23 protein-coding genes are annotated in these 24,809 nt (G+C 72.4%); 17 read left to right on the plus strand and 6 right to left on the minus strand.

The annotated features are described in order from the left end of the window. Positions 1–43 precede the first annotated feature (43 nt). Entirely contained in the window at positions 44–2,554 is a 2,511-nt protein-coding gene (locus tag ACIQUC_RS10680) for a glycoside hydrolase family 65 protein (RefSeq protein ID WP_402266563.1), read from the plus strand. A 91-nt stretch (positions 2,555–2,645) separates the two neighbouring features. Here ACIQUC_RS10680 and ACIQUC_RS10685 read toward each other — a convergent pair whose 3' ends face one another. Both ACIQUC_RS10685 and ACIQUC_RS10690 read right to left on the minus strand, forming a co-directional pair. Then, a complete protein-coding gene (locus ACIQUC_RS10685) occupies positions 2,646–3,032 on the minus strand; it encodes a VOC family protein (protein ID WP_402266566.1) in 387 nt (128 codons plus the stop codon). Then, a complete protein-coding gene (locus ACIQUC_RS10690) occupies positions 3,029–3,544 on the minus strand; it encodes a DUF1697 domain-containing protein (RefSeq protein ID WP_402266569.1) in 516 nt (171 codons plus the stop codon). Before ACIQUC_RS10690 ends, ACIQUC_RS10685 begins: the two co-directional genes overlap by 4 nt. Positions 3,545–3,618: 74 nt before the next feature. Between ACIQUC_RS10690 and ACIQUC_RS10695 the strand changes: the two genes are divergently transcribed. Then, on the plus strand, positions 3,619–4,086 hold the full coding sequence (locus tag ACIQUC_RS10695; protein ID WP_022906427.1) for a hypothetical protein: 468 nt from the start codon (positions 3,619–3,621) through the stop codon (positions 4,084–4,086). Positions 4,087–4,282: 196 nt separating this feature from the next. Here ACIQUC_RS10695 and ACIQUC_RS10700 read toward each other — a convergent pair whose 3' ends face one another. Further along, positions 4,283–5,755 carry an NCS2 family permease gene (locus tag ACIQUC_RS10700; RefSeq protein ID WP_022906426.1) on the minus strand — a complete coding sequence of 491 codons (1,473 nt, stop codon included), beginning with the start codon at positions 5,753–5,755 and terminating at the stop codon, positions 4,283–4,285. A 144-nt stretch (positions 5,756–5,899) separates the two neighbouring features. Between ACIQUC_RS10700 and folE the strand changes: the two genes are divergently transcribed. The 5 genes from folE to ACIQUC_RS10725 all read left to right on the plus strand — a co-directional run bounded on the left by folE (position 5,900) and on the right by ACIQUC_RS10725 (position 9,656). Continuing rightward, the gene (folE, locus tag ACIQUC_RS10705) at positions 5,900–6,508 is read left to right on the plus strand and encodes a GTP cyclohydrolase I (protein WP_022906425.1); all 609 of its coding nucleotides are present in this window, start codon (positions 5,900–5,902) and stop codon (positions 6,506–6,508) included. Next, entirely contained in the window at positions 6,505–7,443 is a 939-nt protein-coding gene (gene folP, locus ACIQUC_RS10710) for a dihydropteroate synthase (protein WP_402266573.1), read from the plus strand. The genes folE and folP overlap by 4 nt, the downstream gene beginning before the upstream one ends. Further along, positions 7,440–8,207, plus strand: coding sequence for a pyrimidine reductase family protein (locus tag ACIQUC_RS10715; RefSeq protein ID WP_402266575.1), 768 nt, complete (start codon positions 7,440–7,442; stop codon positions 8,205–8,207). Before folP ends, ACIQUC_RS10715 begins: the two co-directional genes overlap by 4 nt. A gap of 120 nt (positions 8,208–8,327) precedes the next feature. Further along, positions 8,328–8,981 (plus strand): HAD-IA family hydrolase, encoded by a 654-nt coding sequence (locus ACIQUC_RS10720; protein WP_022906422.1) that lies wholly within the window; start codon positions 8,328–8,330, stop codon positions 8,979–8,981. 132 nt (positions 8,982–9,113) lie between these two features. Further along, on the plus strand, positions 9,114–9,656 hold the full coding sequence (locus ACIQUC_RS10725; protein WP_402266579.1) for a type 1 glutamine amidotransferase domain-containing protein: 543 nt from the start codon (positions 9,114–9,116) through the stop codon (positions 9,654–9,656). 152 nt (positions 9,657–9,808) lie between these two features. Here ACIQUC_RS10725 and ACIQUC_RS10730 read toward each other — a convergent pair whose 3' ends face one another. Then, positions 9,809–10,381 (minus strand): molybdenum cofactor biosysynthesis protein, encoded by a 573-nt coding sequence (locus ACIQUC_RS10730; protein WP_402266582.1) that lies wholly within the window; start codon positions 10,379–10,381, stop codon positions 9,809–9,811. A 108-nt stretch (positions 10,382–10,489) separates the two neighbouring features. On the opposite strand from ACIQUC_RS10730, the gene ACIQUC_RS10735 reads away from it, so the two are divergent. The 5 genes from ACIQUC_RS10735 (at position 10,490) to ACIQUC_RS10755 (ending at position 16,024) form a co-directional block, all read left to right on the plus strand. Continuing rightward, on the plus strand, positions 10,490–12,052 hold the full coding sequence (locus ACIQUC_RS10735) for an AlkA N-terminal domain-containing protein (protein ID WP_402266585.1): 1,563 nt from the start codon (positions 10,490–10,492) through the stop codon (positions 12,050–12,052). After that, a complete protein-coding gene (locus tag ACIQUC_RS10740; protein WP_402266588.1) occupies positions 12,049–12,561 on the plus strand; it encodes a methylated-DNA--[protein]-cysteine S-methyltransferase in 513 nt (170 codons plus the stop codon). Before ACIQUC_RS10735 ends, ACIQUC_RS10740 begins: the two co-directional genes overlap by 4 nt. Positions 12,562–12,719: 158 nt before the next feature. Continuing rightward, positions 12,720–13,538, plus strand: a complete 819-nt coding sequence (locus ACIQUC_RS10745; RefSeq protein WP_402266591.1) for an alpha/beta fold hydrolase — start codon at positions 12,720–12,722, stop codon at positions 13,536–13,538. A 17-nt stretch (positions 13,539–13,555) separates the two neighbouring features. Further along, a complete protein-coding gene (locus ACIQUC_RS10750) occupies positions 13,556–14,437 on the plus strand; it encodes a hypothetical protein (RefSeq protein ID WP_402266593.1) in 882 nt (293 codons plus the stop codon). A gap of 111 nt (positions 14,438–14,548) precedes the next feature. Next, the gene (locus ACIQUC_RS10755) at positions 14,549–16,024 is read left to right on the plus strand and encodes an APC family permease (protein ID WP_022906415.1); all 1,476 of its coding nucleotides are present in this window, start codon (positions 14,549–14,551) and stop codon (positions 16,022–16,024) included. 133 nt (positions 16,025–16,157) lie between these two features. Here ACIQUC_RS10755 and ACIQUC_RS10760 read toward each other — a convergent pair whose 3' ends face one another. Then, positions 16,158–17,003 (minus strand): LysE/ArgO family amino acid transporter, encoded by an 846-nt coding sequence (locus ACIQUC_RS10760; protein ID WP_402266596.1) that lies wholly within the window; start codon positions 17,001–17,003, stop codon positions 16,158–16,160. Positions 17,004–17,072: 69 nt separating this feature from the next. Here ACIQUC_RS10760 and ACIQUC_RS10765 point away from each other — a divergent pair, with 69 nt between their 5' ends. Continuing rightward, positions 17,073–17,996, plus strand: coding sequence for a LysR family transcriptional regulator ArgP (locus ACIQUC_RS10765; RefSeq protein ID WP_022906413.1), 924 nt, complete (start codon positions 17,073–17,075; stop codon positions 17,994–17,996). On the opposite strand, the gene ACIQUC_RS10770 is transcribed toward ACIQUC_RS10765, so the two are convergent. Then, entirely contained in the window at positions 17,978–18,523 is a 546-nt protein-coding gene (locus tag ACIQUC_RS10770; protein WP_402266599.1) for a TetR/AcrR family transcriptional regulator, read from the minus strand. The two genes, ACIQUC_RS10765 and ACIQUC_RS10770, sit on opposite strands and share 19 nt — an antisense overlap. Before the next feature lie 116 nt (positions 18,524–18,639). Here ACIQUC_RS10770 and ACIQUC_RS10775 point away from each other — a divergent pair, with 116 nt between their 5' ends. The 4 genes from ACIQUC_RS10775 to ACIQUC_RS10790 all read left to right on the plus strand — a co-directional run bounded on the left by ACIQUC_RS10775 (position 18,640) and on the right by ACIQUC_RS10790 (position 24,669). Then, on the plus strand, positions 18,640–19,674 hold the full coding sequence (locus tag ACIQUC_RS10775) for an aldo/keto reductase (RefSeq protein WP_402266602.1): 1,035 nt from the start codon (positions 18,640–18,642) through the stop codon (positions 19,672–19,674). 398 nt (positions 19,675–20,072) lie between these two features. Beyond that, positions 20,073–21,836 carry a glycosyltransferase gene (locus ACIQUC_RS10780; RefSeq protein ID WP_022906410.1) on the plus strand — a complete coding sequence of 588 codons (1,764 nt, stop codon included), beginning with the start codon at positions 20,073–20,075 and terminating at the stop codon, positions 21,834–21,836. Then, positions 21,833–22,573: an HlyD family efflux transporter periplasmic adaptor subunit gene (locus ACIQUC_RS10785; RefSeq protein ID WP_022906409.1), complete on the plus strand. Its 741-nt coding sequence runs from the start codon at positions 21,833–21,835 to the stop codon at positions 22,571–22,573. The genes ACIQUC_RS10780 and ACIQUC_RS10785 overlap by 4 nt, the downstream gene beginning before the upstream one ends. Next, positions 22,570–24,669 (plus strand): glycosyl hydrolase, encoded by a 2,100-nt coding sequence (locus ACIQUC_RS10790; RefSeq protein ID WP_402266606.1) that lies wholly within the window; start codon positions 22,570–22,572, stop codon positions 24,667–24,669. The genes ACIQUC_RS10785 and ACIQUC_RS10790 overlap by 4 nt, the downstream gene beginning before the upstream one ends. Positions 24,670–24,809: the final 140 nt, after the last annotated feature.

Here is a 24,809-nt window from a genome sequence, read left to right on the forward strand (position 1 = left end):
CCCGACCCTCCCCCCACGAACACCTCCTTTCCCACGGAGCACCATGAACCCCATCACCTCCGACCCGCTCGACCGGGTCCGCTACCCGATCGACGAATGGGCGCTCGTCGAGACCGAGTACGCCCCCGACGAGCAGGGCGTGGCCGAGACGAACTTCGCCGTCGGCAACGGGTACCTCGGCCTCCGCGGCAACCTCGACGAGGGCCGCGGCGGCGTGCAGTACGGCACGTACGTCAACGGCTTCCACGAGACCTGGCCGATCCGTCACGCCGAGGACGCCTTCGGCTTCGCGAAGACCGGCCAGACGATCATCAACGCGCCCGACGCCAAGGTGATCCGGCTGTACGTCGACGACGAGCCGCTGGTGCTGGCCGAGGCGGACATCCTCCGGCACACCCGACGGCTGGACTTCCGGGGCGGCTACCTGTTCCGCGAGACCGAGTGGTCGACGCCGTCCGGCAAGCGGGTCCTCATCCGGTCGCGGCGGCTGGTGTCCTTCACCGACCGACACCTCGCGGTCATCGACTACGAGGTGACCGTGCTCGACGCGGACGCCTCGATCCTGCTGTCGAGCCAGATCCTCAACCGCCAGGACGTGCAGGACGAGTACCACGCCGGCATGCGCGCGGCGGCGAACGCCTTCGACCCGCGCAAGGCCGAGGCGTTCACCGAGCGTGTCCTCGAGCCGAAGCTCAAGCGCAGCACCGGTGGCCGGTCCCTGCTCGGGTACCAGGCGGCGAGCTCCGGCATGACGATCTGCGTCGGCGTCGAGCACCACCTCGAGACCGAGAACAGCTGGGACGAGTCGTCGTCGATCGAGGACGACCTCGCGAAGCACGTCTACCGCGTGCAGGCCCGCGCCGGACAACCCATCCGGTTGACCAAGCACGTGGTCTACCACACGTCCCGCGGGGTCCCGGCGCGTGAGCTCGCCGACCGGTGCGAGCGGACGCTCGACCGCTCGCGGGCCGAGTCCGTCGACGCGGCCTTCGCGCGGCAGGCCGAGTGGATGGACGACTTCTGGGCGCGCAGCGACGTCGAGATCGCCGGGCAGCCCGCGTTGCAGCAGGCCGTCCGGTGGAACCTCTTCATGCTCGCCCAGGCCACGGCGCGCACCGACGGGCACGGCATCGCCGCCAAGGGCGTCACCGGGTCGGGCTACGGCGGGCACTACTTCTGGGACATGGAGATCTACGTCCTGCCGTTCCTGTCGTACACGGCACCGATCGTCGCCCGGAACGCCCTGCGCTTCCGGTACAACATGCTCGACGCCGCGCGGTCCCGTGCCCGTGAGCTGAACCAGCACGGTGCGCTCTTCCCGTGGCGGACGATCAACGGCGAGGAGTCCAGCGCGTACTACGCGGCCGGCACCGCGCAGTACCACATCGACGCGGACATCGCGCACGCGCTGATGCAGTACGTCCGCGCCTCGGACGACCGTGAGTTCCTCAAGCGCGGCGCGATCGACATCCTCGTCGAGACCGCACGACTGTGGGAGGACCTCGGCTTCTGGCGGTCGAACGGCGACAAGAAGTTCCACATCGACGGCGTCACCGGCCCCGACGAGTACACGACGGTCGTCGACGACAACCTCTACACGAACGTGATGGCCCGGGCGAACCTGTGGTTCGCGGTGAACGCCTGCCGCGAGCTCGCCGCGGACGACCCCGAGGAGTACGACCGCATGGTGCGGCGGACCGGGCTGCAGGCGCAGGAGATCACCGACTGGGAGCACGCCGCCGAGTCGATGGAGATCCCCTTCGACCCGCACCGTGGGATCCACCCGCAGGACGCCCAGTTCCTCGACAAGGAACTCTGGGACCTCGACAACACCCCCGAGAGCAAGCGGCCGCTGCTGCTGCACTACCACCCGCTGGTGATCTACCGGTTCCAGGTGCTGAAGCAGGCGGACGTCGTGCTCGCGCTGTTCCTGCAGGGGCACGAGTTCACCGCTGCCGAGAAGCGTCGCGACTTCGACTACTACGACGCCCTCACGACCGGTGACTCCACCCTGTCCGCCGTCGTGCAGTCGATCATGGCGGCGGAGGTCGGCTACCACGACCTCGCGCTGCAGTACTTCCAGACGGCGCTCTACGTCGACCTCGCGGACCTGCACGGCAACACGAGCGACGGCGTCCACATCGCCTCGACCGGTGGCATCTGGGGTGCGGTCGTCAACGGGTTCGGCGGCATGCGGGACCACGGCGGCCGGATGACCTTCAACCCCCGGCTGCCGAAGGACTGGGAGCGGATCACCTACCGGCTCACGGTGCGTGGGTCACGGGTGCGGGTCGACCTCGAGCAGGAGACCCTGACCTTCACGGTCGAGACGGGCGAGGGCTTCACGGCGTGGGTGCACAACCAGCAGTGGGACATCACCGCCGGTGAGCCGACCGTCGTGCCGCTGACGCACCAGGGCCCGCGGATGTCCGGTCGCGCACCGACGACGGCCGACATCCAGGGCACGCTCCGTGCCGACGGGTCGGTGATCACGGCCTCGATCCCGACGATCTCGCTCGACCGGGATCTCGAGCCCGACGAGGCGACCGCCTGACGGACCCCGTCCCGGAGGCGCGGTGCGGCCCCGGCGCGCACCGCGCCTCCGACTCGTGCCGCGTCTCCGGCGCGCACCGCGCCCGAAGCGCTCAGTCGGCGACGAGTTCGACCTTGAACCGCTCGGCGTCCTCGAGGAAGCCTGCGTGGTGGTCGGGGCCACCGGCGTGCGGGTGGCGGTCCTCGTAGAGTCGACGCCATCCGTGCGCAGGCGCGGCCGCCCAGATCCTGGCGACGTCGTCGATGCCTCCGGCGTGGAACGCGAGGTGGCTCAGCCCTGGTCGACGACGGTCGTCGGCGCCGTGCGCCGGGGCGGTCTCCAGCACGACGTACAGGGCGCCCGACCGCCAGCTCCGCCCGTCGGACCACTGCTGGAAGGGCTCGTAGCCGAGCTCGCCGAGGAGCCAGCCCCACGCAGCTGCGGAGCGGTCGAGGTCGGCGGTGCGCAGTTCGACGTGGTGCAGGCCGCCGCGCGTCACAGGAGCTTCCGCAGCGTGTTCACGTTGCGGGTCGTCGTCGTCCGCTTGAAGCGCGCCGCGCCCGCCCGCTTCGCGAAGACCGTGTCCGTGCTCGAGCCCTTCGGACACGACCAGTACACGACCCCGGAGCCCCGCGCGACGCGTTCGACCGTCTCGTCGACGTCGAGGTCTGCCAGCAGGTCGTCGAGGGCGTCGTCGTCCGAGCCGAACACGACGTAGTCGTGGTGGTCCTCGGCGGCGGGGAACGGGAAGCCGTCCACGATGTCCGCCAGGTCGTCGTGCGGGACGAGCACGATCCACGCCTCGTAGCCGAACCGGTCACGGAGCGACTGCTCGATGACCGTCTTCAGGGCCGCGGCCGTGCCGTCGGAGCCGAACACCACGTTGCCCGACGCCAGCACGGTCCGGACGTCCTGGTACCCGCGTTCCCGGAACAGCGCCGCGAGGTCGGCGCTCGTGATCGTGATCCCGTTGACGTTCACCCCGCGCAGCAGCGCGACCCACCTGGTCATGCCCGAACCGTACCCCGCCGCCCCGACACCGCTTGCTCGGAGCGGCGTGAGCAGCGGTCCGGTAGACGGGACCCATGACGAACGACGCACCGCACGACGACGCACAGGGCCCCGACGAGCAGCACCGCGTGCCCGAGGGGGTCTCGGACGCCACCGTCGAGGCGCTCGGGACGCTGTCCGCCGCCCTCGAGACGATGGAGCACGCCCGCGGGCTGCTGTACGGGTTCCACCGGCTGACGGGCAAGGCGGACCTCGACCTGGGGGAGGCGGTCGACCAACTCCGCGATGCCGGGCACGCCGAGCTGGCGGACCGGATCGACCGCGAGCTCGTCGGGCGCAACGTCATCGGCGGCCGCTGGACGTTCCAGATCGTCGAGGACTACGACGACGGGTACTACGCCCTCGCGAAGGAGCTGGAGCGGACCGCGCGCGACGAGCTCGTGCAGGGCCGCAAGCACCTGTTCGAGGCGGGCATGAAGGAGGACCGGCGCACCCAGGGTCGGCGTCACCACGAGGCGACGCCGACCGACCTGCCGGACTGAGGCCGCGCCTCCCGGCTGCCGCACCGCCGCACAACCACAACCGCCCCGAACCACGGCTGTCCGTGGTTCGGGGCGGCTTTCGTTGTGCGAACGCGGGGCGGCGCGGCGCGGCGCGGCGGGGCGGGGCGCGCGGTGCGGCGCGGGGCGACGCAGGACGAACGCGCGCAGCGACGCGCCCCGCGCGCGGAGCCCCGCGTCAGCCGACGCCGAGCAGCGTCTCGATCGGCCCGCGCGCGAAGTACAGCAGGAAGCCCGCGGCCACGACGTACAGCAGCCACGACACCTGCCGACCGCGCCCGGACAGCAGCTTGATGAGCACCCAGCTGATGAAGCCCGCGCCGATGCCGTTCGCGATCGAGTAGGTCAGCGGCATGATCACGATCGTCAGGAACGCCGGCAGCGCCGCCCCGAAGTCGGTCCAGTCGATGTCCTTCACCTGCGCCACCATGAGCGCTCCGACGACAACGAGTCCGGCGGCGGCGACCTCGAGCGGGACCACCTGGGTGAGCGGCGTGAGGAACATCGAGGCCAGGAACAGCAGGCCGGTGACGACCGAGGCCATCCCGGTGCGGGCACCCTCGCCGATGCCGGCGGCGGAGTCGATGAACACGGTGTTCGACGACACCGAGGCGCCGCCACCGGCGATCGCACCGGCACCCTCGACGACCAGCGCCGACTTCAGCCGCGGGAACGTGCCGTCGGCGTTCGCCACGCCGGCGGCCTTCGCGAGGCCGGTCATCGTGCCCATGGCGTCGAAGAAGTTCGTGAAGACCAGGGTGAAGACGAGCATCGACGCGGCGATCGGGCCGATGCGGGTGAAGGCGCCGAAGACGTCCGCGTGGCCGACGAGCGACAGGTCCGGCACCGCGAACAGGGCGCTGGGGAGGCCCGGGGCGTTGAGGTTCCAGCCGGTGGGGGAGTCGACCGAGGTCGGGACCTTGAAGATCGCCTGCAGGATGATCGCGATGACCGTGGTCGCCACGATGCCGATGAGCAGGGCGCCGCGGACCTTGCGGGCCATGAGCGTGCCGATGATGACGAGGCCGATCAGGAACACGATGGTCGGCAGCGCCGCGATCGAGCCGTCCTCGCCGAGCTGCAGCGGCGGCGAGGCGTTCTTCGTGGTGCGGACGAAGCCCGAGTCGACGAGGCCGATGAACGCGATGAAGAGGCCGATGCCGACGGTGATCGCGGCCTTGAGCTGCGCGGGCACGGCCGTGAAGATCATCGTCCGGATGCCGGTCAACGCGAGGATCACGATCACGACGCCGTTGATGACGACGAGCCCCATCGCCTCCGCCCACGTCACCTGGTGCACGACGCTCACGGCGAGGAACGAGTTGATCCCGAGTCCCGCGGCGATGCCGAACGGCAGGTTCGCGATGAGCCCCATCGCGATCGTCATGAGGCCGGCCACGAGCCCCGTCGCAGCGGCGACCTGGGCGTTCTGCAGCCACCCGCCGACGACGTCCTGCGGCGCCTGGTCCTGGCTGAACCCGCCGAGGATGAGCGGGTTGAGGATGACGATGTACGCCATCGTCACGAAGGAGACGAGTCCACCGCGGATCTCGCGGGGGATCGTCGATCCGCGGTGCGTGATCGAGAAGAAGCGGTCGAGGCCGGTCGCGAAGCGGTTCCGGGGTGTGGTGTCGGTCTGCGGGGCGCTCACCGAACAAGCTTAAAGGGCGCTGGGTTTCCGGCACGTCACAGCTTCCTTACAGGGATTTCCGGGAGGCGCGGCGCGCCTGGACGGGGTACGTCTCGCCCGGCGGCCGCTCGCGTTCTGCGGCCAGGGCTGGTGTTGGATGGACGGGTGAACCAACGTCTCGACCGAGCGCGCATCGAGTCCGCCGTCCGCGAGCTGCTGCTCGCGATCGGCGACGACCCCGACCGCGCGGAACTCACACGGACGCCCGCCCGCGTGGCCGAGTCCTACGCCGAGTTCTTCTCCGGCATCGGCACCGACGCGGTGGCGATCGCGCGGGACGGCACCGTGCACGCCGAACCGGCGGACCGCGGCCAGCTCGTGATCGTCCGGGACGTGAAGTTCCGCTCCGTCTGCGAGCACCACCTCCTCCCGTTCCTCGGCGTGGCCCACCTGGCCTACGCGCCGGGGGAGCGGCTCATCGGACTCGGCACGCTCGCCCGCGTGCTCGACGCCGTCGCCTCCCGTCCGCAGCTGCAGGAGCGGCTCGGCGAGCAGGTCGCGACGACGATCGCGGACGGGCTCGCGGCGGCCGGTGTCCTCGTCGTGCTCGACGCGCAGCACCAGTGCGTGACGACCCGTGGCGAACGCCAGACCGGATCGACGACCGTCACCGTCGCGGCAACGGGGAGCCTCGCGGACGCCGCCGGCCGGGCCGAGGCGATCGCCCTGATCGGCGCCGGCGCCGCCGGGACCGGCCACGGGGCGGACGCATGACGACGGAACGTGCCGGGTCGCGCCTCCCGGCCCCCGCGACGGCACCCGGCTGGGTCGTGCCCGCCCTGCGCGAACCGGTGCGCACCATCGGGCGCCGCACCTACGACTTCGACCACCGCGTCGCCGTGATGGCGATCGTGAACCGCACCCCCGACTCGTTCCACGACCGGGGTGCCACGTTCGCGCTGGACCGTGCCGTCGAGGCGGCGGTTCGGGCCGCCGAGCAGGGCGCGGACTGGGTCGACATCGGCGGCGTGAAGTTCGCCCCAGGGCCCGAGCTCCCGGCGGCCGACGAGATCGACCGCGTGGTGCCGGTGGTCCGGCAGCTCGCCGAGGAGTCGGACGTGACGATCAGCGTGGACACGTTCCGCCCCGAGGTCGCGGCCGCCGCGATCGAGGCCGGCGCGAGCGTCGTCAACGACACGACCGGGCTGTCCGACCCGCGGATGGCGGCCGTCGTCGCCGACTCGGACGCGACCGTCGTCATCACGCACTCGCTGGCCGAGCCCCGTCGTCCGCTGCCCGCGCCGCCGCAGTACGGCGACGTCACGACCGAGGTGGTCGACTTCCTGCGGGAGCGCGTCGACCGGGCCCTCGCCGCCGGCATCCCGGAGTCGCGGATCATCGTCGACCCGGGGCACGACCTGAACAAGAACACCCGGCACACGCTCGAGCTCACCCGGCGCCTGCCCGAGGTCGTGGCGCTCGGCTACCCGGTGCTCGCGGCGGTGTCGAACAAGGACTTCGTGGGGGAGTCGCTCGGTCGGCCCCGCGGTGAACGGCTGGCCGGGTCGCTCGCCGTCGCGACCGTGAGCGCGATGCTCGGCGCCCGGATCGTCCGGATGCACGACGTGCCCGAGAGCGTCGACGCGATGCGGATGCTCGAGGCGACGCTCGGCTGGCGCGAACCGGTGGAAGCGCGGCACAACACGTGACCGGCCTGCCGCAGGCGATCGGCGACCTGTCCGACGACGACCTGCTCGAGCTGTACACCGCCGACGCCGTCGCCCCCTGGCTGCGCGTGAACTTCGTGACGACGCTCGACGGGTCGGCGACCGCCGCGGGGGACGGCGTGTCCGGGTCGCTCGGCGGCCCGGACGACCTGCGCGTGTTCGACCTGCTACGCCGGGTGGCCGACGTGGTGCTCGTCGCCGCCGGGACCGTCCGCGACGAGGGCTACGGGCCGATGGCGCTGCACGACGCCGACGTCGCCTGGCGGCGGTCGCACGGGCTGCCGGACCACCCGGTGTTCGCGATCGTGTCCGGGTCACTGTCCCTCGACCCCGCGTCCCGGATCTTCACCCAGGCCCCGGTGCGACCGATCGTCCTCACCTCGGCGTCGGCGGCCGGGTCGCCCGCGGCCTCGGCGCTCGCAGCGGTCGCGGACGTCGTGCCGTGCAGCGCCGACGACGACCCGGACACCGTCGACCCCGCGCGGCTCCGTGACGCCCTCGTGGCGCGCGGCCTCGGCACGGTCCACTGCGAGGGCGGACCGTCGTTCTTCGGCGCGCTCGTGGCGGCGGACCTCGTGGACGAACTCACCCTGACGATCGACCCGACGCTCGAGGGCGGTGCCGGCCCGCGCATCACGCACGGCGGCTCGAACGAGCTGCGGCGCTTCCGACCGGCCCACGTGCTGCTCGGGCGCGACGGCGTGCTGCTGACCCGGTACGTGCGGGCACCCGATCCCGGCGAGTGACGGGCGCCGCGTGTCGGACCCCGGCGAGTGACGGGCGCCGCGTGCCGGACCCCGGCGAGTGACCGGCGCCGCGTGCCGGACCCCGGCGAGTGACCGGGGCGGCAGGCTAGGGTCGGGCGCGTGATCGACATCGTGGCGTCCGGGGTCCTCTTCGACATGGACGGGACCCTCGTCGACTCGACCGCGGTGGTCGAGGCGACCTGGTCCCGGTTCGGCGAGCGGCACGGCATCGACCCGGCGGAGATCCTCGCGTTCTCGCACGGCCGCCAGGCGATCAGCACGATCGAGCGCTTCCTGCCCGACCTCGACCACGACGAGCAGGTGCGGATCGCCGACTCGCTCGTCGCCGAGGAGAGCGCGAGCACCGAGGGCATCGCCGAGATCCCCGGCGCCGCGGCGTTCGTCGACCGGCTGCTCGCGGCCGGCGTCCCGGTGGCGCTCGTGACGAGTGCGCCGCGGGACCTCGCCGCCGGACGCATGGCTGCCGCAGGACTGGCCATGCCCGGGGCGTTCGTGCCGTCGGAGGACGTCGAGCACGGCAAGCCCCACCCGGACGGCTACCTGCGCGGCGCGGCGTTGCTCGGCGTCGACGCCGCCGACTGCGTGGCGTTCGAGGACGCCCCCGCCGGGCTCGAGGCCGCGATCGCCTCGGGCGCGACCACGGTGGTCGTCGGCACGCTCGACGCGGACGTCACGGCCGGGCTGTACCGGGTGACGGGGTACGACGGCATCACGGTCGAGCGCGAGGGGACTGCGTTCCGCATCCGCGGCTGAGCCCGACTCCACGGCTGAGCCGGCCTCCGCGGCTGGGCCCACGGCCTCGGCTGTCCACCTGCGGACGCTTCCAGCCCCCGTGGACGAACGTGGTCGTGCGGCCGGAACGACCGGGCCGCGGAAGGAACGACCATGGCAGCACTCGACGGCAAGAAGATCCTCGTCATCGCGACGAACTCCGGTGTGGAGCAGGACGAGATCGTCGTCCCCATCGACCAGCTCCGCGAGCGCGGCGCGACCGTGACGGTGGCGGCGCAGGAGACCGGGCCGATCACGACCCTCATCGGCGATGAGGACCCGGGCAAGTCGGTCGACCCGGACACCACCATCGCCGGTGTCAACGCGGGATCCTTCGACGCGCTCGTCGTCCCCGGTGGCACCATCAACGCCGACACCCTCCGCACCGACCAGCAGGCGGTGTCCCTCGTGCAGGCGTTCGCGGAGGCCGGCAAGCCCGTCGCCGCGATCTGCCACGGCCCGTGGACCCTCATCGAGGCCGGCGTCGTGTCGGGGAAGACGATCACGTCGTTCCCGTCGCTGCAGACCGACGTGCGGAACGCCGGCGCCGAGTGGGTCGACCGGGAGGTCCAGGTCGACGGCGTCCTCATCACGTCGCGGAACCCGGACGACCTGCCGGCGTTCGTCGACGCGATCGAGTCGGCGCTCACGGCGTAGCCGGCGCTGCGCCCACTCGCCATCGAGTCGGCGCTCACGGCGTCGCCGGCTGGGCCGAGTCTCGGCTCGGCGGACGCAGCGCGGGCTGCGGCGCCGCGGAAGAGTCCGCGGATCCGAGTCTCGGCACCCCTGCACCGAGGCGCCGCGGCCGGTCAGCCGAGCGGGACGGGGCGGGTCGTGCGGAGCACCGCGGGCCCGAGGGCGAGGACGCCGTCGGACTCCGGGTCGCACCGCACCCCGCCCCGCCCGCGCATCGCCCGGAACGCCCCCGGGGCCACCTCGTGGTCCATCCAGGCGCACGGGTTCGCCGGCCGGTACCCGCGGAACAGCACGGGGGCGTGACCGACGCTCTGCAGCGAGAACGGCTCGCCCCGGAGCGCCTCGACGTCCGCCCCGCGGAGGAACACGTTGCGTCGGGTCGCGGCCGGGTCGACGTCCGCGCCGAGAGCGGTGCCGACGGCCTCGAGCCCCTCGAGACCGATCACGGTCACGGAGGCGTGCACGTGCGCCCGCGACGCGAAGTAGCGGTCGCCGACGATCCCGAGCCCCGCGCGCACCTCGACGTGCCCGCGCAGGTCGTCTGGCTCGCCGTCGACCACCGGCAGCGCACCGTCCGCCGGTCGCCCCTCGTACCGGTGCCGCCGGGACACCAGCAGCAGCGCGATCTCGACGTCGGTCCGGCAGGGCAGGTCGCCGGGGCCGGCCACGTCGTCCACCAGGGTCACGCACCCCACGCTAGCCGCGCCTCCCGGTCCCGTCCCGCGACGACGGACGTCCGCTGCCGTGTCCGATTCCCGCCAGTCGATGTCGGTGACCCGTGTCAGGGTGGAGGCATGTCCACCGCACCAGACGCCCTGCACGCCGAGCGCCACCGCGCCGTCGCCTCGCGCGACGCCCGGTTCGACGGGCAGTTCGTCACCGCCGTGCACTCCACCGGCATCTACTGCCGACCCTCGTGTCCGGCCCGGACCCCCGGCGCGGCCGGCGTCACGTTCTACCGCACGAGCGCGGCGGCGCACCTCGCCGGCTACCGCGCGTGCAAGCGCTGCCTGCCCGAGGCGACCCCGGGCAGCCCCGAGTGGGACGTGCGCGAGGACGTCGCCGGACGGGCGATGCGCCTGGTCCTCGACGGCGTCGTCGAGCGCGACGGGGTCCCCGGCCTCGCGGCCCGCGTCGGCTACTCGGAACGGCAGCTGAACCGCATCATGACCGCCGAGCTGGGCGCCGGACCGAAGGCACTCAGCCGGGCACACCGCGCGCAGACGGCACGGACCCTGCTCACGTCGTCCGACCTGCCCGTCGCGGACGTCGCGTTCGCCGCCGGGTTCGCGAGCGTCCGCCAGTTCAACGACACCGTGCGCGAGGTCTTCGCGGTCACCCCGACCGAGCTCCGCGCGCGGCGCACGACGCGGCCGGTGGTGGACGGGGCGCTGCACGTGCACCTGCCGGCACGGGCGCCGTTCGACGCGCAGGGGCTCCTCGACTGGCACGCCCTCCACGCCCTGGCGGGCACGGAACAGGTCGAGGTCGACGACGCGGGGCGGGTCACGTCGTACGGGCGGGTGCTCGACCTGCCAGGAGGCGCGGCCTGGTTCAGCGCGTCGGCCGCGGTCCCGAGCGCGGACGGGCGGGGCACCGGGATCGACCTGCGCGTGCGCGTCACGGACCTCTCCGACCTGCCGACGCTCGTGGCCCGGGTGCGGTCGTACTTCGACCTCGACGCCGACCCGGAGGCGGTCGACGCCGTCCTCGGCGCGGTGCCCGAGCTGACTGGCGCCGTCCGGCGCGTGCCCGGCATCCGCTTGCCGGGCGCGGTCGACCCGCACGAGATCGTGTTCCGCACGCTCATCGGCCAGCAGGTGTCCGTCGCGGCGGCCCGGACGGCCCAGACCCGGCTGGTGGCGGCGCTCGGTGCGCCCGTGCCGTCCGCGATCGCGCCGGACGGCCTGCTCTTCCCGTCCGCCGCCGCGATCGCTTCGCGGGGGCACGAGGTCCTGCGGGGACCGGCGGCCCGCGTGGACACCATCCTGCGGGTGGCCGCCGCGCTCGCCGACGGATCGCTGGTGGTCGACGCCGGCCAGTCGCTCGACGAGCTGCGCGCCGGGCTCCTCGCGGTGAAGGGCATCGGTCCCTGGACCGCCGACTACGTGGCGCTCCGGGTCCGCCACCACCCGGACGTCTTCCTCCACAGCGACCTCGCCGTGCGGAACGGTGCACAGGAACTCGGTCTGCCCGGTTCGGCGCGCGAGCTCTCCCTATGGTCTGAGCAGGTGGCGCCGTGGCGGAGCTACCTCACCATGCACTGCTGGCGACCGATCATCGACCGCGCGACGGCGACGACCGTGCCGACCAGCACGACGACCGCGGCTCCGGCCGCCCGGAAGGACGAACGATGACCGACGCGACGATCCAGACCCTGGACACCCCCGACGGCCCCTTCACCGTGCTCGAGGACACCGAGGGCCGTGTCCTCGCCTCGGGCTGGACCGACTCGGTCGAGCGCATCCTCGCGCGCCTCGCCGACCGACACCGACCCGACCGCATCGCCGACGGGCGGGTGGCCTCGGCCGATGCCGTCGACGCCTTCTACGCGGGCGAGGTCGACCACGCGATGCAGGTGCCCGTGCGGCAGTTCGGCACGGAGCTCTTCACCGAGGGGTGGCGGCAGCTCCGACTGGTCCCCGCGGGCACGACGCTCACCTACACCGGCTTCGCGGCGGCGATGGGGCGACCCGACGCGGTCCGGGCCGCGGCGAGCGTGTGCGCTCGGAACGCCCCGGCGCTGTTCGTGCCGTGCCACCGGGTGCTGCGGACCGACGGCACCCTCGGCGGGTTCGCCTGGGGGCTCGACGTGAAGCGGTCGTTGCTCGAGCGGGAGTCGGTGGGGACGACCGCGCTCGTCTGAGCCCGGGCGGGCGCACGGGCGTCCTCCCCCTGGTTGCGGGTGTCGACGTGGCGGCGCAGTGCTGTCATGCTCGACACAACCGACCCGCCACGGACCAGACCCGAAGGACCCACGCACACCTGCGGCACACCGCGGTCGAACCACCTTCGAGGACCCCCATGGACCAGCACGTCGACCGCACGGTCGTCTCCGCGGACGGCACGGTGCTCGCCGTGTCGGACGCCGGAGCGGGCCCCGCGCTCGTGGTCGTCGGCGGGGCGTTCGACCACCACGGCACCCCCTTCGTCACCGCACTGACCGCGGCGCTCCGCGACCGCTACCGGGTGCTCACCTACGACCGGCGCGGCCGCGGCTCGAGCGGCGACACCGAACCGTGGTCGATCGAGCGCGAGGTCGAGGACCTCGCGGCCGTCGTCGCCGACGTCGAGGGGCCGATCACCGCGGTCGGCCTGTGCGTCGGCGCCGGGGTGGTGCTGCACGCGATCGCGGGCGGGGTCCGACTCGACGCCGCCGTGCTGTGGGAACCGCCCTACCGTGCCACGGTCGACCCGCACGCCGACGACGTCGTGTTCGCCGATGCGCTCGACGAGCACGTCGCGAGCGGTCGTCGGGCCCAGGCTGTCCGGGCGTTCCTCGCGCACGTCCTCGGCGTCCCGATGGGCCAGATCACGGCGCTCCGGCTGAAGGGTTCGCTGTGGCGCTCCCTCGTCGTCGACGCGCACGTCCTGAGCCGCGACGTCCGGGTGCTCAACGGCCTCGCGATCCCCGAGCGGGTGGCCGCGGCCGTGGGCGTGCCGGTCCTCGTCGCGGCGGGTGGCGACGGGCTCGAGTGGATGCGGCAGGCGGCACTCGCGGTCGTCGAAGCCGTCCCGGGGTCGGAGTACACCGAGGTGCCCGGACAGGGACACGCCCCCGCCCCCGAGGCGCTCGGCGAGCTGCTCGACCGCCTCACGGTGCGGACGAACGCACGGCGCTGACCACCGGGGCTGCAAGGATGGTCGTCGTGAACGCACCTCGTCTCGGCCTCCTGCTCGACGTCGACGGGCCCATCGCCAGCCCCGTCTCGCGCACCATCGCGATCCCGAGCATCGTCCAGGACCTCGTCGCGCTCGCCGCCGAGGGCATCCCGGTCGTCTTCAACACCGGCCGCAGCGACGCCTTCATCCGGCAGGAGGTCGTCGGACCGCTCCTCGAGGGGGGTCTCGCCGCCGGCGGCCGCGTGCACGCCGTGTGCGAGAAGGGCGCCGTCTGGTGCTCGATCGGGCCGCAGTACGAGGGCGGCATGGGCGAGCTGACCGTCGCCGAGGACCTCGCCCTGCCGAGGGACTACGCCGACGAGATGCGGGAGCTCGTCCGCGACGAGTACGCCGACCTGGTGTTCTTCGACGAGACCAAGCGCGCCATGGTGTCGATCGAGCAGCGCGTCGAGGTGCCGAACCAGACGTACCTCGCGCGCCAGCCGGAGTTCGACGCGAAGGCGATGGCGGCGCTCGAGCGCCGCGGGCTCGGGGTCCGACGGCTCGACGACGTCCGCCCCGACGCCGCCGGGGTCGTGCAGTGGCGCATCGACCCGACGATCATCTCGACCGACGTCGAGTCCGATCGCAGCGGCAAGGACATGGGTGCCGAGCGGTCGCTCGAGCTCCTCGCGCAGGACGGCGAGCTGCCGCTCGCGTGGCGGACGATGGGCGACTCCCGGAGCGACTACGCGATGGCGGACTGGCTGCACGCGAACGGGCACGAGGTCGCGCACGTCGACGTCCGCCCGTCCGACGGGGTCCCGGCCACGCCGTACCCGGTCCTCACGGCACCGGACGGCGTGATCCACGACGAGGCCGGAGCCCGGTTCCTGTCGGACTGGCGCCGATCCGCCTGAGCCGAGCCGCGCCTCCCGGCCCGGAACGGGACATCCCCGCCGTTTGCGTGCCGGGGTGGTACACCAGTACTCTCGCGGGGTCCGCCGCCAGCCGATGACGGGAACCACCCCATGGCACCGAAGCTCCGCATCAAGTCGATCGAGGCGTCCCTCGCTGACTCCGAGGAGAAGGGGCGCTCCCTCAAACGGTCGCTGAAGACCTTCGACATCGCGGCGATGGGCATCGCCGTCGCCGTCGGCGCCGGCATCTTCTCGGTCGGCGCGAACGCCGCCGCGAACTTCGCCGGTCCCGGCGTGATCATCTCGTTCCTGCTCGCCGCCGTCACGTGCGGCCTGGCGATCATGTGCTACGCCGAGTTCGCGTCGACGATCCCGGTCGCCGGCTCCGCCTACACGTTCACCTACGCCACGATGGGCGAGCTCCTCGCGTGGATCGTCGGTTGGGACCTCATCCTCGAGACGCTCACCGCCAGCGCCGTGATCGCGAAGTACTGGGGGATCTACCTCAGCGAGGCGTTCAACGTGTTCGGCGTGGCCCTGCCGAGCACGATCCAGCTCGGCCCGGTCCCGTTCACGTGGGGGCCGGTGCTCATCGTCGGCATCTTCACGGTCCTGCTCGCCTTCGGCACCCGACTGTCGAGCCGGGTCTCGGCCGTCATCACGATCATCAAGGTCGCGATCGTCGTCTTCGTCATCGTGGCCGGTGCGTTCTTCGTCAAGGCCGCGAACTTCACCCCCTTCATCCCGCCGGCCGAACCCGCCAAGGGTGCCGAGGGGAGCGTCTGGACCCAGTCGCTCGTGTCCTGGTTCACCGGGTCCGAGCCCGCCCAGTACGGCGTCTTCGGTCTGCTCGCCGCGGCGTCCCTCGTGTTCTTCGCCTTCATCGGCTTCGACGTCGTGGCGACGAGCGCCGAGGAGACCGAGAACCCGCAGAAGACCCTGCCCCGCGGCATCTTCATCGGCCTCGGCATCGTGACGCTGCTCTACGTGGGCGTCAGCATCGTCATCACCGGCATGGTCTCGTACCAGCGTCTGGCGCAGGAGGACGCGCCGTCCCTCGCCTCGGCGTTCTCCATCGTCGGCCTGCCGTGGGCCGCCGGGATCATCGCGATCGGCTCCCTGATCGGTCTGACGACGGTCGTCATGGTGCTGCTGCTCGGTCTGTCCCGCATCGTGTTCTCGATGAGCCGCGACGGCCTGCTGCCGCGCTGGTTCTCGAAGACGAACGAGAAGACGCAGACCCCCGTGCGCGTGCAGGTCGTCGCGGGCGTCGTCGTGGCACTGCTGGCCGGCTTCACGGCGGTCGACAAGCTCGAGGGCATGATCAACATCGGCACGCTGTCGGCGTTCGTCCTGGTGTCGATCGGCATCGTCGTGCTGCGTCGCACGCGTCCGGACGCCCCGCGCGCCTTCCGGGTGCCGTGGTCGCCGGTGCTGCCGATCGTGTCGGCGGTGCTGTGCTTCTGGCTGATGCTGAACCTCGAGGTCGAGACGTGGCTGCGGTTCGTCATCTGGCTCGTGATCGGCTTCGTGATCTACTTCGGCTACAGCCGTCGCAACAGCCGGGTGGGCAAGGGCCTGCAGTAGGGCGTCGCTGACGCGGGCGCTGGCGCTGGCGGACGGGTCGAACCAGGTTTCCGACACCGAACCACGCGCAGGGGCTGGTTCGGTGTCGGAAACCTGGTTCCACGCAGCCACGCGGCCCCACGTCGGCGCCGCGTCAGGCGCCGAGCGCGAGCGTCGCGCCGAAGCCCAGCATGACGAGCGCGACGAGACCGTCGAACACGCGCCACGTCAGCGGCTTCGCGAACAGCGGTCGCAGGAGTCGTCCGCCGAACCCGAGCGCACCGAACCACAGGCAGCTCGCGAGGACCGCCCCGGCCGTCCACCACCACCGGTCGGCCGGCCCCTGCTGGTTCGCGACCGAGCCGAGGAACACGAGCGTGTCCAGGTACACGTGCGGGTTCGCCCAGGTGAACAGGAGCATCGTCACGACGGCCGTCCGCACGGTCGCGGCCCGACCAGGAGGCGCGGTGCGCGTCCGCCCCGCTGCCACCGTCGTCGGTGCCGTCGCCGCGGCACCGGTCCCGGCCGGGTGGACGGCCGCACCGCGCCCCGTCGCCGGTCGTGCAGCCGCATCGCGCCCCGCACCGGACACTGCGCCCGATCCTGACGGGGCGCGCTGTCCGTCCGCGGGCGCAGTCGCGGACGCGATCGCCACCGGGACGCCGTCGTCCGCCGCCTCGGACTCGACCCGCAGGGACTCGCCCGACGGCCACAGCGCACGACGGGCCGCGAGCACCCCGTAGGTCACGAGGAACGCCGCCCCGACGAAGCGGATGACGACGAGCGCGACCGGGAAGCGCTCGACCACGACCCCCACGCCGAGCACCCCCGCCAGGATGAGCACGGCGTCCGACAGGGCGCAGACGACGACCGCGGCCGCGACGACCCGCACGGACGAGGTCACCGCGAGGCGCAGCAGGTACGTGTTCTGCACGCCGATCGCCACGATGAGCGCGAGTCCGGTGCCGAGGCCGGCGAGCATGGGGAGGAGGGCGGTCACGGTTCGAGCGTAGGAGCGCACCCGGATGCAGTACAGCTCACGTTCCTGATGCGGCGTAAGCTCAGCTGCATGCCAGGGCTGCAGCGCGAACACCTCGAGACCCTCCTCGCCGCGGTCGACCACGGCACCCTCGACGCCGCTGCCCGGGCGCTGTCCATCACGCCGTCGGCCGTGTCGCAGCGGATCAAGTCGATGGAGCAGCAGGTCGGTCGGGTGCTCCTGCAGCGGACGACACCGGTCCGCCCGACGCCCGACGGCGAGGTCGTCCTCCGCCACGCACGACAGGCGCAGCTGCTCGACGAGGAGACCGCGCGGGCGCTCGGCGGCGGGGAGTCGGTCGTGCCGTCGATCCCGCTCGCGGTGAACGCCGACTCGCTCGGCACGTGGTTCCTCGACGCGCTCGCCCTCGTGCGCGCCGACACCGAGGTCGTGTTCGACCTCCACCGCGAGGACCAGGACCGCACCGCCGAACTCCTCCGCGCGGGCACGGTGATGGCCGCCGTCACGGCCGAGGCCGAACCCGTGCAGGGCTGTTCCTCGGTGCCGCTCGGGATCGACCGGTACCGGGCGGTGGCCTCCCCGTCGTTCGTGGCGCGGTACCTGCCGGGTGTCGACAGCGAGCAGCGGATGACGCGACTCCTCGACCGCGTGCCCCTGGTGGACTACGACCGTGACGACGACCTGCAGCAGGGGTACCTGCGCCGGGTGCTCGGGCACGCCCCGTCCGGCCCGAGGCACTTCGTCCCGACCTCGGCGGACTTCGCCCGTGCGGTGTCGCTCGGCTTCGGCTGGGGGATGCTGCCGGAGGCCCAGTGCCTCGACGCCCTCGAGCACGGCGACCTCGTCGAACTCACCCCCGGGCGCCGCGCGGACGTGGCGCTGTGGTGGCAGCGCTGGAACCTGGCCTCGCCGCTGCTCGAGCGCGTGACCGAGGCCGTCCGAGCGACCGCGGCCGAGCGCCTCCACCCGGTCGGTCAGACCGTCGCGCGGTAGCGGAGGCCGTCCACGAGCAGTCCGACGAGCATCTGGCTCTGTTCGATCGACGCGGCCCCGTGGCACAGGTCCGCCACCGCGTGCAGGAGCTGCTGGGCGTCCACGTCGGGACGGATCGTCCCGGCTTCGGCCGCCGCATCGAGGAGTCCGCCGAGCGCGCCGCCGAGCCGACCGACGAAGTACTCGGGCAGGGCTGCGAACGCCGGATCCCCGGAGTGCAGGGCCGCGGCGAGTCCCCGCTTCGTCGCGACGAACTCGGTGAACCGCTGCAGCCAGCGGGCGAGCGCCTCGTCGGGAGCGTGCGCCGCCGCGAGCTCGTCCGCGGCGGCCGCCGTCGACTCGACCGCCCGCTGGAACACGGCGACGACGAGGTCCGAGCGCTGCGGGAACCGCCGGTAGAGCGTGCCGACGCCGACGCCGGCCCGGTCGGCGATCAGCTTCGCGGGGGCGTCCACCCCGTCGCTCGCGAAGATGGCCTTGGCGGCGTCGGTCAGGGCGTCGGCATTGCGTCGGGCGTCGGCGCGCACGGAGTCCTCCTCTTGCGTAAACGGAAAACCATTCCGTATAGTTCCGGAAGAGCGTTCCACTTCGGTTCACGATACGGCACCGAGCCCCGGGACGCCATCGACAGGAGGAACCGCACATGCAGTACCGCACCCTCGGCCGCACCGGCATCCAGGTCAGCCCCTTCGCGCTCGGCGCCATGATGCTCGGCACCGACGGCACCATCGGCAACGGCGACGAACAGGACTCGATCCGCATCGTCCACCGTGCACTCGACGCCGGCATCAACCTCATCGACACCGCCGACCGCTACTCGCAGGGCGGCTCCGAGGAACTGCTCGGCAAGGCACTCGTCGGGCGACGCGACGACGTCGTCCTCGCCACGAAGTTCAACGGCCCGATGGGCGACGACCCGAACCGCCGGGGGAACTCGAGGCGGTGGATCATGCAGGCGGTGGAGGGGTCGCTCCGCCGTCTGCGGACCGACCACATCGACCTCTACCAGGCGCACCGACCCGACGACACGGTCGACCTCGAGGAGACCCTGTCCGCACTGACCGACCTGGTCCGCAGCGGCAAGGTCCGGGCGATCGGCAGCTCGGACTTCCCCGCGTCGATGCAGGTCGAGGCGCAGTGGACGTCCGAGCGCCGTGGCCTCGAACGATTCCGCACCGAACAGCCCACCTACTCGATCCTCAACCGGGGCATCGAGCGCGAGGTCCTCCCGACCGTCCAGCGCCACGGCATGGGAGCACTCGTCTGGAGCCCCCTCGCCGGTGGCATGCTGACCGGCCGGTTCCGGAAGGGGCAGGACACCGACCTCGCCCGCGCGACCATGTTCCGACACAACCGCGACGAGCGACGGATCGACGCCGTGGAACAGGTCGTCGCGCTCTCCGAGGAGACCGGCATCCGGATCACCCACCTCGCGATGGCGTTCGCGATCGCCCACCCCGGCGTCACGAGCGCCCTGATCGGCCCACGTTCGATGGAGCAGCTCGACGACCTGCTCGCCGGCGCCGACGTGGCGCTCTCCGACGAGGTCCTCGACCGCATCGACGCGATCGTCCCGCCCGGCACCGACGTCGGTCGGCTCGACCAGCAGTACAACCCGCCGGCGGTCCTCGACGCGGCTCTCCGCCGGCGCTCGGCCACGGACCGTTCGGCGGCCTGACAAGCGTCCGAGCGGCCTGACACGCGGCAGGGCGGGCCGCCCGGCCGTCGGGGCTGTCCGCTTCCCGTCGCGTCCGTTGCGGGAAACCGCACGATCAGCCCGCCCGGGCCCGTGTTCACACGTTCGTCACGAAGCGGGCCCGTGGGCCGCCCTACGATCGCAGGACCGACGGCGACGGGCCGTCGGGAGCACGACCGCTCCACGACACGAAACACCGAACACCGCGACCGCACCCACGGTCGCGACCCCGCCGGCCGAGGATCCCTAGTCCTCGCCGGCCGGACCTCCCGAGGGTCCGGATCCATGTCGCCGCAGCCGCCGACGCCCGTCTCACGATGCGTCGGCGCCTGCGCTCGACGACGCGTGAGTCCTCTCCGAACCCGACAGGAGACCACGCCATGTCCGCACCGCCGGACGTCCGTCGTACCCCGACGCGACTCCAACCGCCCGCCCGCACGACCGACGAGCTGCAGTCCCCGGACTTCCAGCTCCCCGCCCCGCTCACCCCGCGTGACCGCGAGCGGGCCCGCCGCCGCCGGCAGACCGAGCCGGTGCCCTACGTCCGACCCCGGGCGGAGAGCCGCGCGCACAGCCCCGTGATGGTCCTCATCGTGCTCGTCGCCACGCTCGGCGTGATGGCGTACGCGGTGTTCCTGCTCGATCCGGCCAACCGCGGCGACTTCCTGCCCTACGGGCTCGTGATCGTGGCCGAGAGCGTGCTCGTCGGACAGGCGCTCCTGTCGATGTGGACGATCCTGTCCGGTGGCTCCGACCCCCGGGACTTCGCGTTCCACCACACCCAGGACACCCTGTTCGACCGCGACACCATCGCCCGCAGCGGTGCCGCCGACCAGCCCCACCGCTGGCCGATGCACGTCCGCGGACGTCGGGTCGAGGTCGACGTCTTCATCACCGTCTACGGCGAGGAGCTCAGCAAGGTCGCCGCCACCGTGCAGGCGGCGGTCGCGATGCGCGGCGAGCACCGCACCTGGGTGCTCGACGACGGCCGGAGCGACGACGTCCGCGCGCTCGCCGAGGAGCTCGGGGCCCGGTACGTCCGACGGCTCTCGTCGCACGGCGCGAAGGCCGGCAACATCAACCACGCGCTGACCCTGGCGAAGGGCGACTACTTCGCGGTGTTCGACGCCGACTTCGTGCCGAAGCCGGACTTCCTGTTCGAGACCGTGCCGTTCTTCGCCGACGACGGCATCGCCTTCGTGCAGACGCCGCAGTCGTACGGCAACCTCCACAACCTGGTGTCCCGCGGCGCCGGGTACATGCAGACGGTGTTCTACCGGTTCATCCAGCCCGGACGGAACCGCTTCAACGCGGCGTTCTGCGTCGGGACGAACGTCATCTTCCGCCGCGAGGCGATCGACGAGATCGGCGGCATGTACACCGACTCGAAGTCCGAGGACGTCTGGACCAGCCTGATGCTCCACGAGCGCGGCTGGAAGACCGTCTTCATCCCGATGACCCTGGCCGTCGGCGACGCCCCGGAGACCATCGAGGGCTTCACGAAGCAGCAGCTCCGGTGGGCCACGGGCGGCTTCGAGATCCTGCTCACGCACTTCCCGTTCCGTCCGAAGCACCGGCTGACGATGGACCAGCGGCTGCAGTACCTCGTCACCGCGAGCTTCTACCTGACGGGCATCGTCCCCGGGCTCCTCCTGCTCGTGCCGCCACTCGAGATCTACTTCGACCTGCGCCCGATGAACCTGTCGATCGGTGCCGGCGAGTGGGTGCTGTTCTACCTCGGCTTCTACGGCGTGCAGGTGCTCCTCGCGTTCTACGCCCTCGGGTCGTTCCGGTACGAGACGCTCCTGCTCGCGGCGGTCTCGTTCCCGATCTACGCGAGCGCGCTCTGGAACGTCGTGTGCGGCAAGGAGCAGGCCTGGCACGTCACGGGAGCGGCCCGCGGTCGGACGCCGTCGCCGTTCAACTTCATCGTCCCGCAGGTGCTCGTGTTCGTGTTCCTGGCGTTGACGAGCGTCGTCGCCGTCTGGCGCGACCTCGACAACGGGCAACTGACGCTCGCCACCGCGTGGAACATCACGAACACCCTCGTGTTCCTCGCCTTCGTCATCGCGGCGTTCCGCGAACAGGGCCGGAACCGTGTGACGGACCGGATCGCCGCCCAGCGGGAAGGGATCGCAGCATGACCTGGACGAACCGACTCCGGTTGTTCGCCGGACTCATCGTGGTGCTCGTCGTCGTGGCGGCGTGCACGCTCGTCTTCAACCAGCGCCAGAGCGCGGTGGCGAGCACGTCGGCCGCGATCGCCGCGCAGGAGTACGCCGTCGGCACCGACTACGGCGGCACCGTGACCGAGGAGTACGTCGAGGAGGGCGACACCGTCCAGAAGGGCGACGAGCTCCTGCAGGTGCAGAGCCTCCAGCTGGCGCAGGACATCCGCAAGGGCGTCGTGGGCGCGAACACGCAGACGAGCGCCTACGACATCGGCGCGGACGGCTTCATCACCTTCAAGGCCGAGGTCTCCGGCACCGTCGCGAAGGTCGACGTGAAGACGGGCGGCTACGTGCAGGCCGGCTCGGAGCTCGGCACCATCCACAAGGAGGACAGCCTCTTCGTGACGTCGAGCTTCATCGTCACCGCACGGGACTACGGGCGGATCCGCAACGGTGCCGCGGTCGACCTCGTGCTCCCGAACGACACGACGATCCGCGGGACCGTGAAGAGTGTCAGCGTCGAGACGAACGACCAGGGGCAGGCGAAGACCACGGTCGACGTCGAGAGCCCCGAGCTGTCCGCCTCGCCGACGACCGGCATCACGAGCCCCGGGACCCCGGTGGACGCCACCCTGCACCTGCGGGACGACGGCCGGCTCGCGGGCGTCACGGACCTCGTGCGCGACTTCGCGCGGCAGATCGGCCTGTGACCGTGCTCCGGCTGCCTCGGTCCGCCCGTCGCGACCAGGCGCCGGACGCGCGCCGGCGGGTCGGCGTGCGCCGCGCCTCCAGACCGGTCCTGGCCGTCACCGTCGTGACGACCGTCGCGGTGCTCCTCACCGCGTGCACCGGGACTGGAGGCGCGGACCACCCCCGCGAGACCACCGCACCCTCCGCGAGTGGTGCGGCACAGGCGCGTGCCGTCGCCCGTCTCGGCGACGTCGCGTCGTCGAAGGCGGGCGCGATGCGCCTCGCCGACGGCCTGCTGCCGCCGACGAACCGGTGGTTCTCCGGACTCGTGTTCGGCGACGCCCCACAGCCCGTGTTCCCCAGTCCGATCTCGTGGCAGGTGACCGACGACGGCTTCGCGGCCGGGCTCCCGGTCGTGTCGGCCACCGAGAAGACCATCGCCGGTGGCGCGACGCAGCAGGTCGGCCTCGACCTCGGCGCGACCTCGACCGAGGTCTCGGCATACGACGCGGTGTCGGTGACCGTGGAGCACCGTCGCGGCGCGACCGTCCTCGGACACACCGTGCTCGCCGAGGGCTCGCCGCTCGTGACCTACACCGCCGCGCGTGCCGGCACCGTCACCACGACGGCGCCGATCGACGCGACCGGCACCCGGACCGGCACCGTGACGAGCGGTGGGCGCACCTGGCAGCTCGTGGTCCGCGACGGCACGATCGACGGTGACGCGGTCGCGCTCTCGGCCGGCGGCAGCATCGTCCTCCTGCCCGTGCCGGACGACGCGACCGCAGCACAGACCGACCGGCTCGTCGGGGCCGCCCGGCCGCTCACGGGCGTCGCGCTCGGGCGGAGCGCCTCGCGGGGGCAGCAGCGCACCACGCTGACGTACGACTTCGGCTCCGACGACCCGGGCGTCCTCGTCCCGCAGCCCGGGCAGGGCACGACCGGGCTCGACTGCACGGGCCTGCACTACGACACCGTCCAGGGCGCCGCACCGGTCTGCACCGGCACGGCCCTCCGGCTCGCGGTCGACACCGTCGAGCCCTCGGACACCCTCGATGTGTCCGGGGTGTCGTCCGCCGACCGGTCGACGCTCGTCGCCCAGGTGCGCGCCGACGCCTCGACCGTGAACGCGTCGTCCTACGCGGCGGACAGCTACGCCGGTGGGAAGGACCTGTACCGCGTCGCGAACCTGTACCGGCTCGCGACCGAGCTCGACCTGCCGTCGGTGGCGAGCACGCTGAAGACCTCGGTGGTGGACGAACTCGACCAGTGGCTCGACGCCGCCGGGTGCGAAGCGCGGACCGCCCGGTGCTTCGCGTACGACCCGACCGTGCACGGACTCGTCGGACAGGAGGCCTCGTTCGGCTCCGACGAGTTCAACGACCACCACTTCCACTACGGGTACATCCTCTCGGCCGCCGCGGTGCTGGCCGCCGACGACCCCGCGCTCGTCAGCCGCTGGCGCACCGTCGCCGACCTCGTCGCCGCGGACATCGCCTCGCCGGAGGCCACGGCCTCGTTCCCGCAGCTGCGCGTCTACGACGCGTACGCGCAGCACTCCTGGGCGTCCGGCTTCTCGCCGTTCGCCGACGGCAACAACCAGGAGTCGTCGTCCGAGGCCGTCTCGGCGTGGAACGGCGTCGCGCTCTGGGGTGCGGTCTCGGGGTCGTCGTCCCTCGAGTCGGTGGGCACGTGGCTACTGTCGAACGAGGCCGCGTCGGCCCGCCGGGACGTGCTCGACCCCGACCTGTCCGCGTTCCCGGAGTTCCGGCACGAGGTGGTCTCGCTGACCTGGGGCGGGAAGCGGGACCACGCGACGTGGTTCAGCGCCGCCGCGGCCGCCCCCGCGGGGATCGAGCTCATCCCGATGCCGGCCGTCGCTCGGTCGTACGTCGCCGCCGGCGGGGCCGCGCAGATCCGCCGGGTGCTCGCCGAGGCCGTGCCGGACGACAGGTACGACGTCCAGTTCGGCGACTACCTGCTCATGTACCGGGCGTTGGCGTCGCGGTCGGAGGCGCGGGCGGCGCTCGGCGCGGCCCGGGACCTGCCGGACGCGGTGGTCGACTCGGCGAACTCGCGGTCGTACATGCTCGCGTGGATCATGGCACGGGCGTAGGCGCGCGGGGCCGAGCGGAGGCGCGCGTAGGCGCGCGGGGCCGCGGGGTGTGGGGGTGCGGGGTGCGTGGGTGCGGAGTGCGGGGGCTGCGCTCCGCACCGTGCGCGGTTCGCGATCCGGTGCGAGGAAGGTCGCTCGGT

It is taken from the genome of Curtobacterium sp. NPDC098951, assembly GCF_044759965.1.
Taxonomy (GTDB): Bacteria; Actinomycetota; Actinomycetes; order Actinomycetales; family Microbacteriaceae; genus Curtobacterium.

Excerpts from the sequence above, each read along its gene's own strand:
- ACIQUC_RS10765 (WP_022906413.1), top strand. The coding sequence starts at position 17,073 with ATGCCAGGGCTGCAGCGCGAACACCTCGAGACCCTCCTCGCCGCGGTC.
- ACIQUC_RS10695 (WP_022906427.1), top strand. The coding sequence starts at position 3,619 with ATGACGAACGACGCACCGCACGACGACGCACAGGGCCCCGACGAGCAG.
- ACIQUC_RS10755 (WP_022906415.1), top strand. The coding sequence starts at position 14,549 with ATGGCACCGAAGCTCCGCATCAAGTCGATCGAGGCGTCCCTCGCTGAC.
- ACIQUC_RS10785 (WP_022906409.1), top strand. The coding sequence starts at position 21,833 with ATGACCTGGACGAACCGACTCCGGTTGTTCGCCGGACTCATCGTGGTG.
- ACIQUC_RS10680 (WP_402266563.1), top strand. The coding sequence starts at position 44 with ATGAACCCCATCACCTCCGACCCGCTCGACCGGGTCCGCTACCCGATC.
- ACIQUC_RS10775 (WP_402266602.1), top strand. The coding sequence starts at position 18,640 with ATGCAGTACCGCACCCTCGGCCGCACCGGCATCCAGGTCAGCCCCTTC.
- ACIQUC_RS10745 (WP_402266591.1), top strand. The coding sequence starts at position 12,720 with ATGGACCAGCACGTCGACCGCACGGTCGTCTCCGCGGACGGCACGGTG.
- folP (WP_402266573.1), top strand. The coding sequence starts at position 6,505 with ATGACGACGGAACGTGCCGGGTCGCGCCTCCCGGCCCCCGCGACGGCA.
- ACIQUC_RS10780 (WP_022906410.1), top strand. The coding sequence starts at position 20,073 with ATGTCCGCACCGCCGGACGTCCGTCGTACCCCGACGCGACTCCAACCG.
- ACIQUC_RS10690 (WP_402266569.1), bottom strand. The coding sequence starts at position 3,544 with ATGACCAGGTGGGTCGCGCTGCTGCGCGGGGTGAACGTCAACGGGATC.
- ACIQUC_RS10740 (WP_402266588.1), top strand. The coding sequence starts at position 12,049 with ATGACCGACGCGACGATCCAGACCCTGGACACCCCCGACGGCCCCTTC.
- ACIQUC_RS10725 (WP_402266579.1), top strand. The coding sequence starts at position 9,114 with ATGGCAGCACTCGACGGCAAGAAGATCCTCGTCATCGCGACGAACTCC.
- ACIQUC_RS10750 (WP_402266593.1), top strand. The coding sequence starts at position 13,556 with ATGGTCGTCGTGAACGCACCTCGTCTCGGCCTCCTGCTCGACGTCGAC.
- ACIQUC_RS10735 (WP_402266585.1), top strand. The coding sequence starts at position 10,490 with ATGTCCACCGCACCAGACGCCCTGCACGCCGAGCGCCACCGCGCCGTC.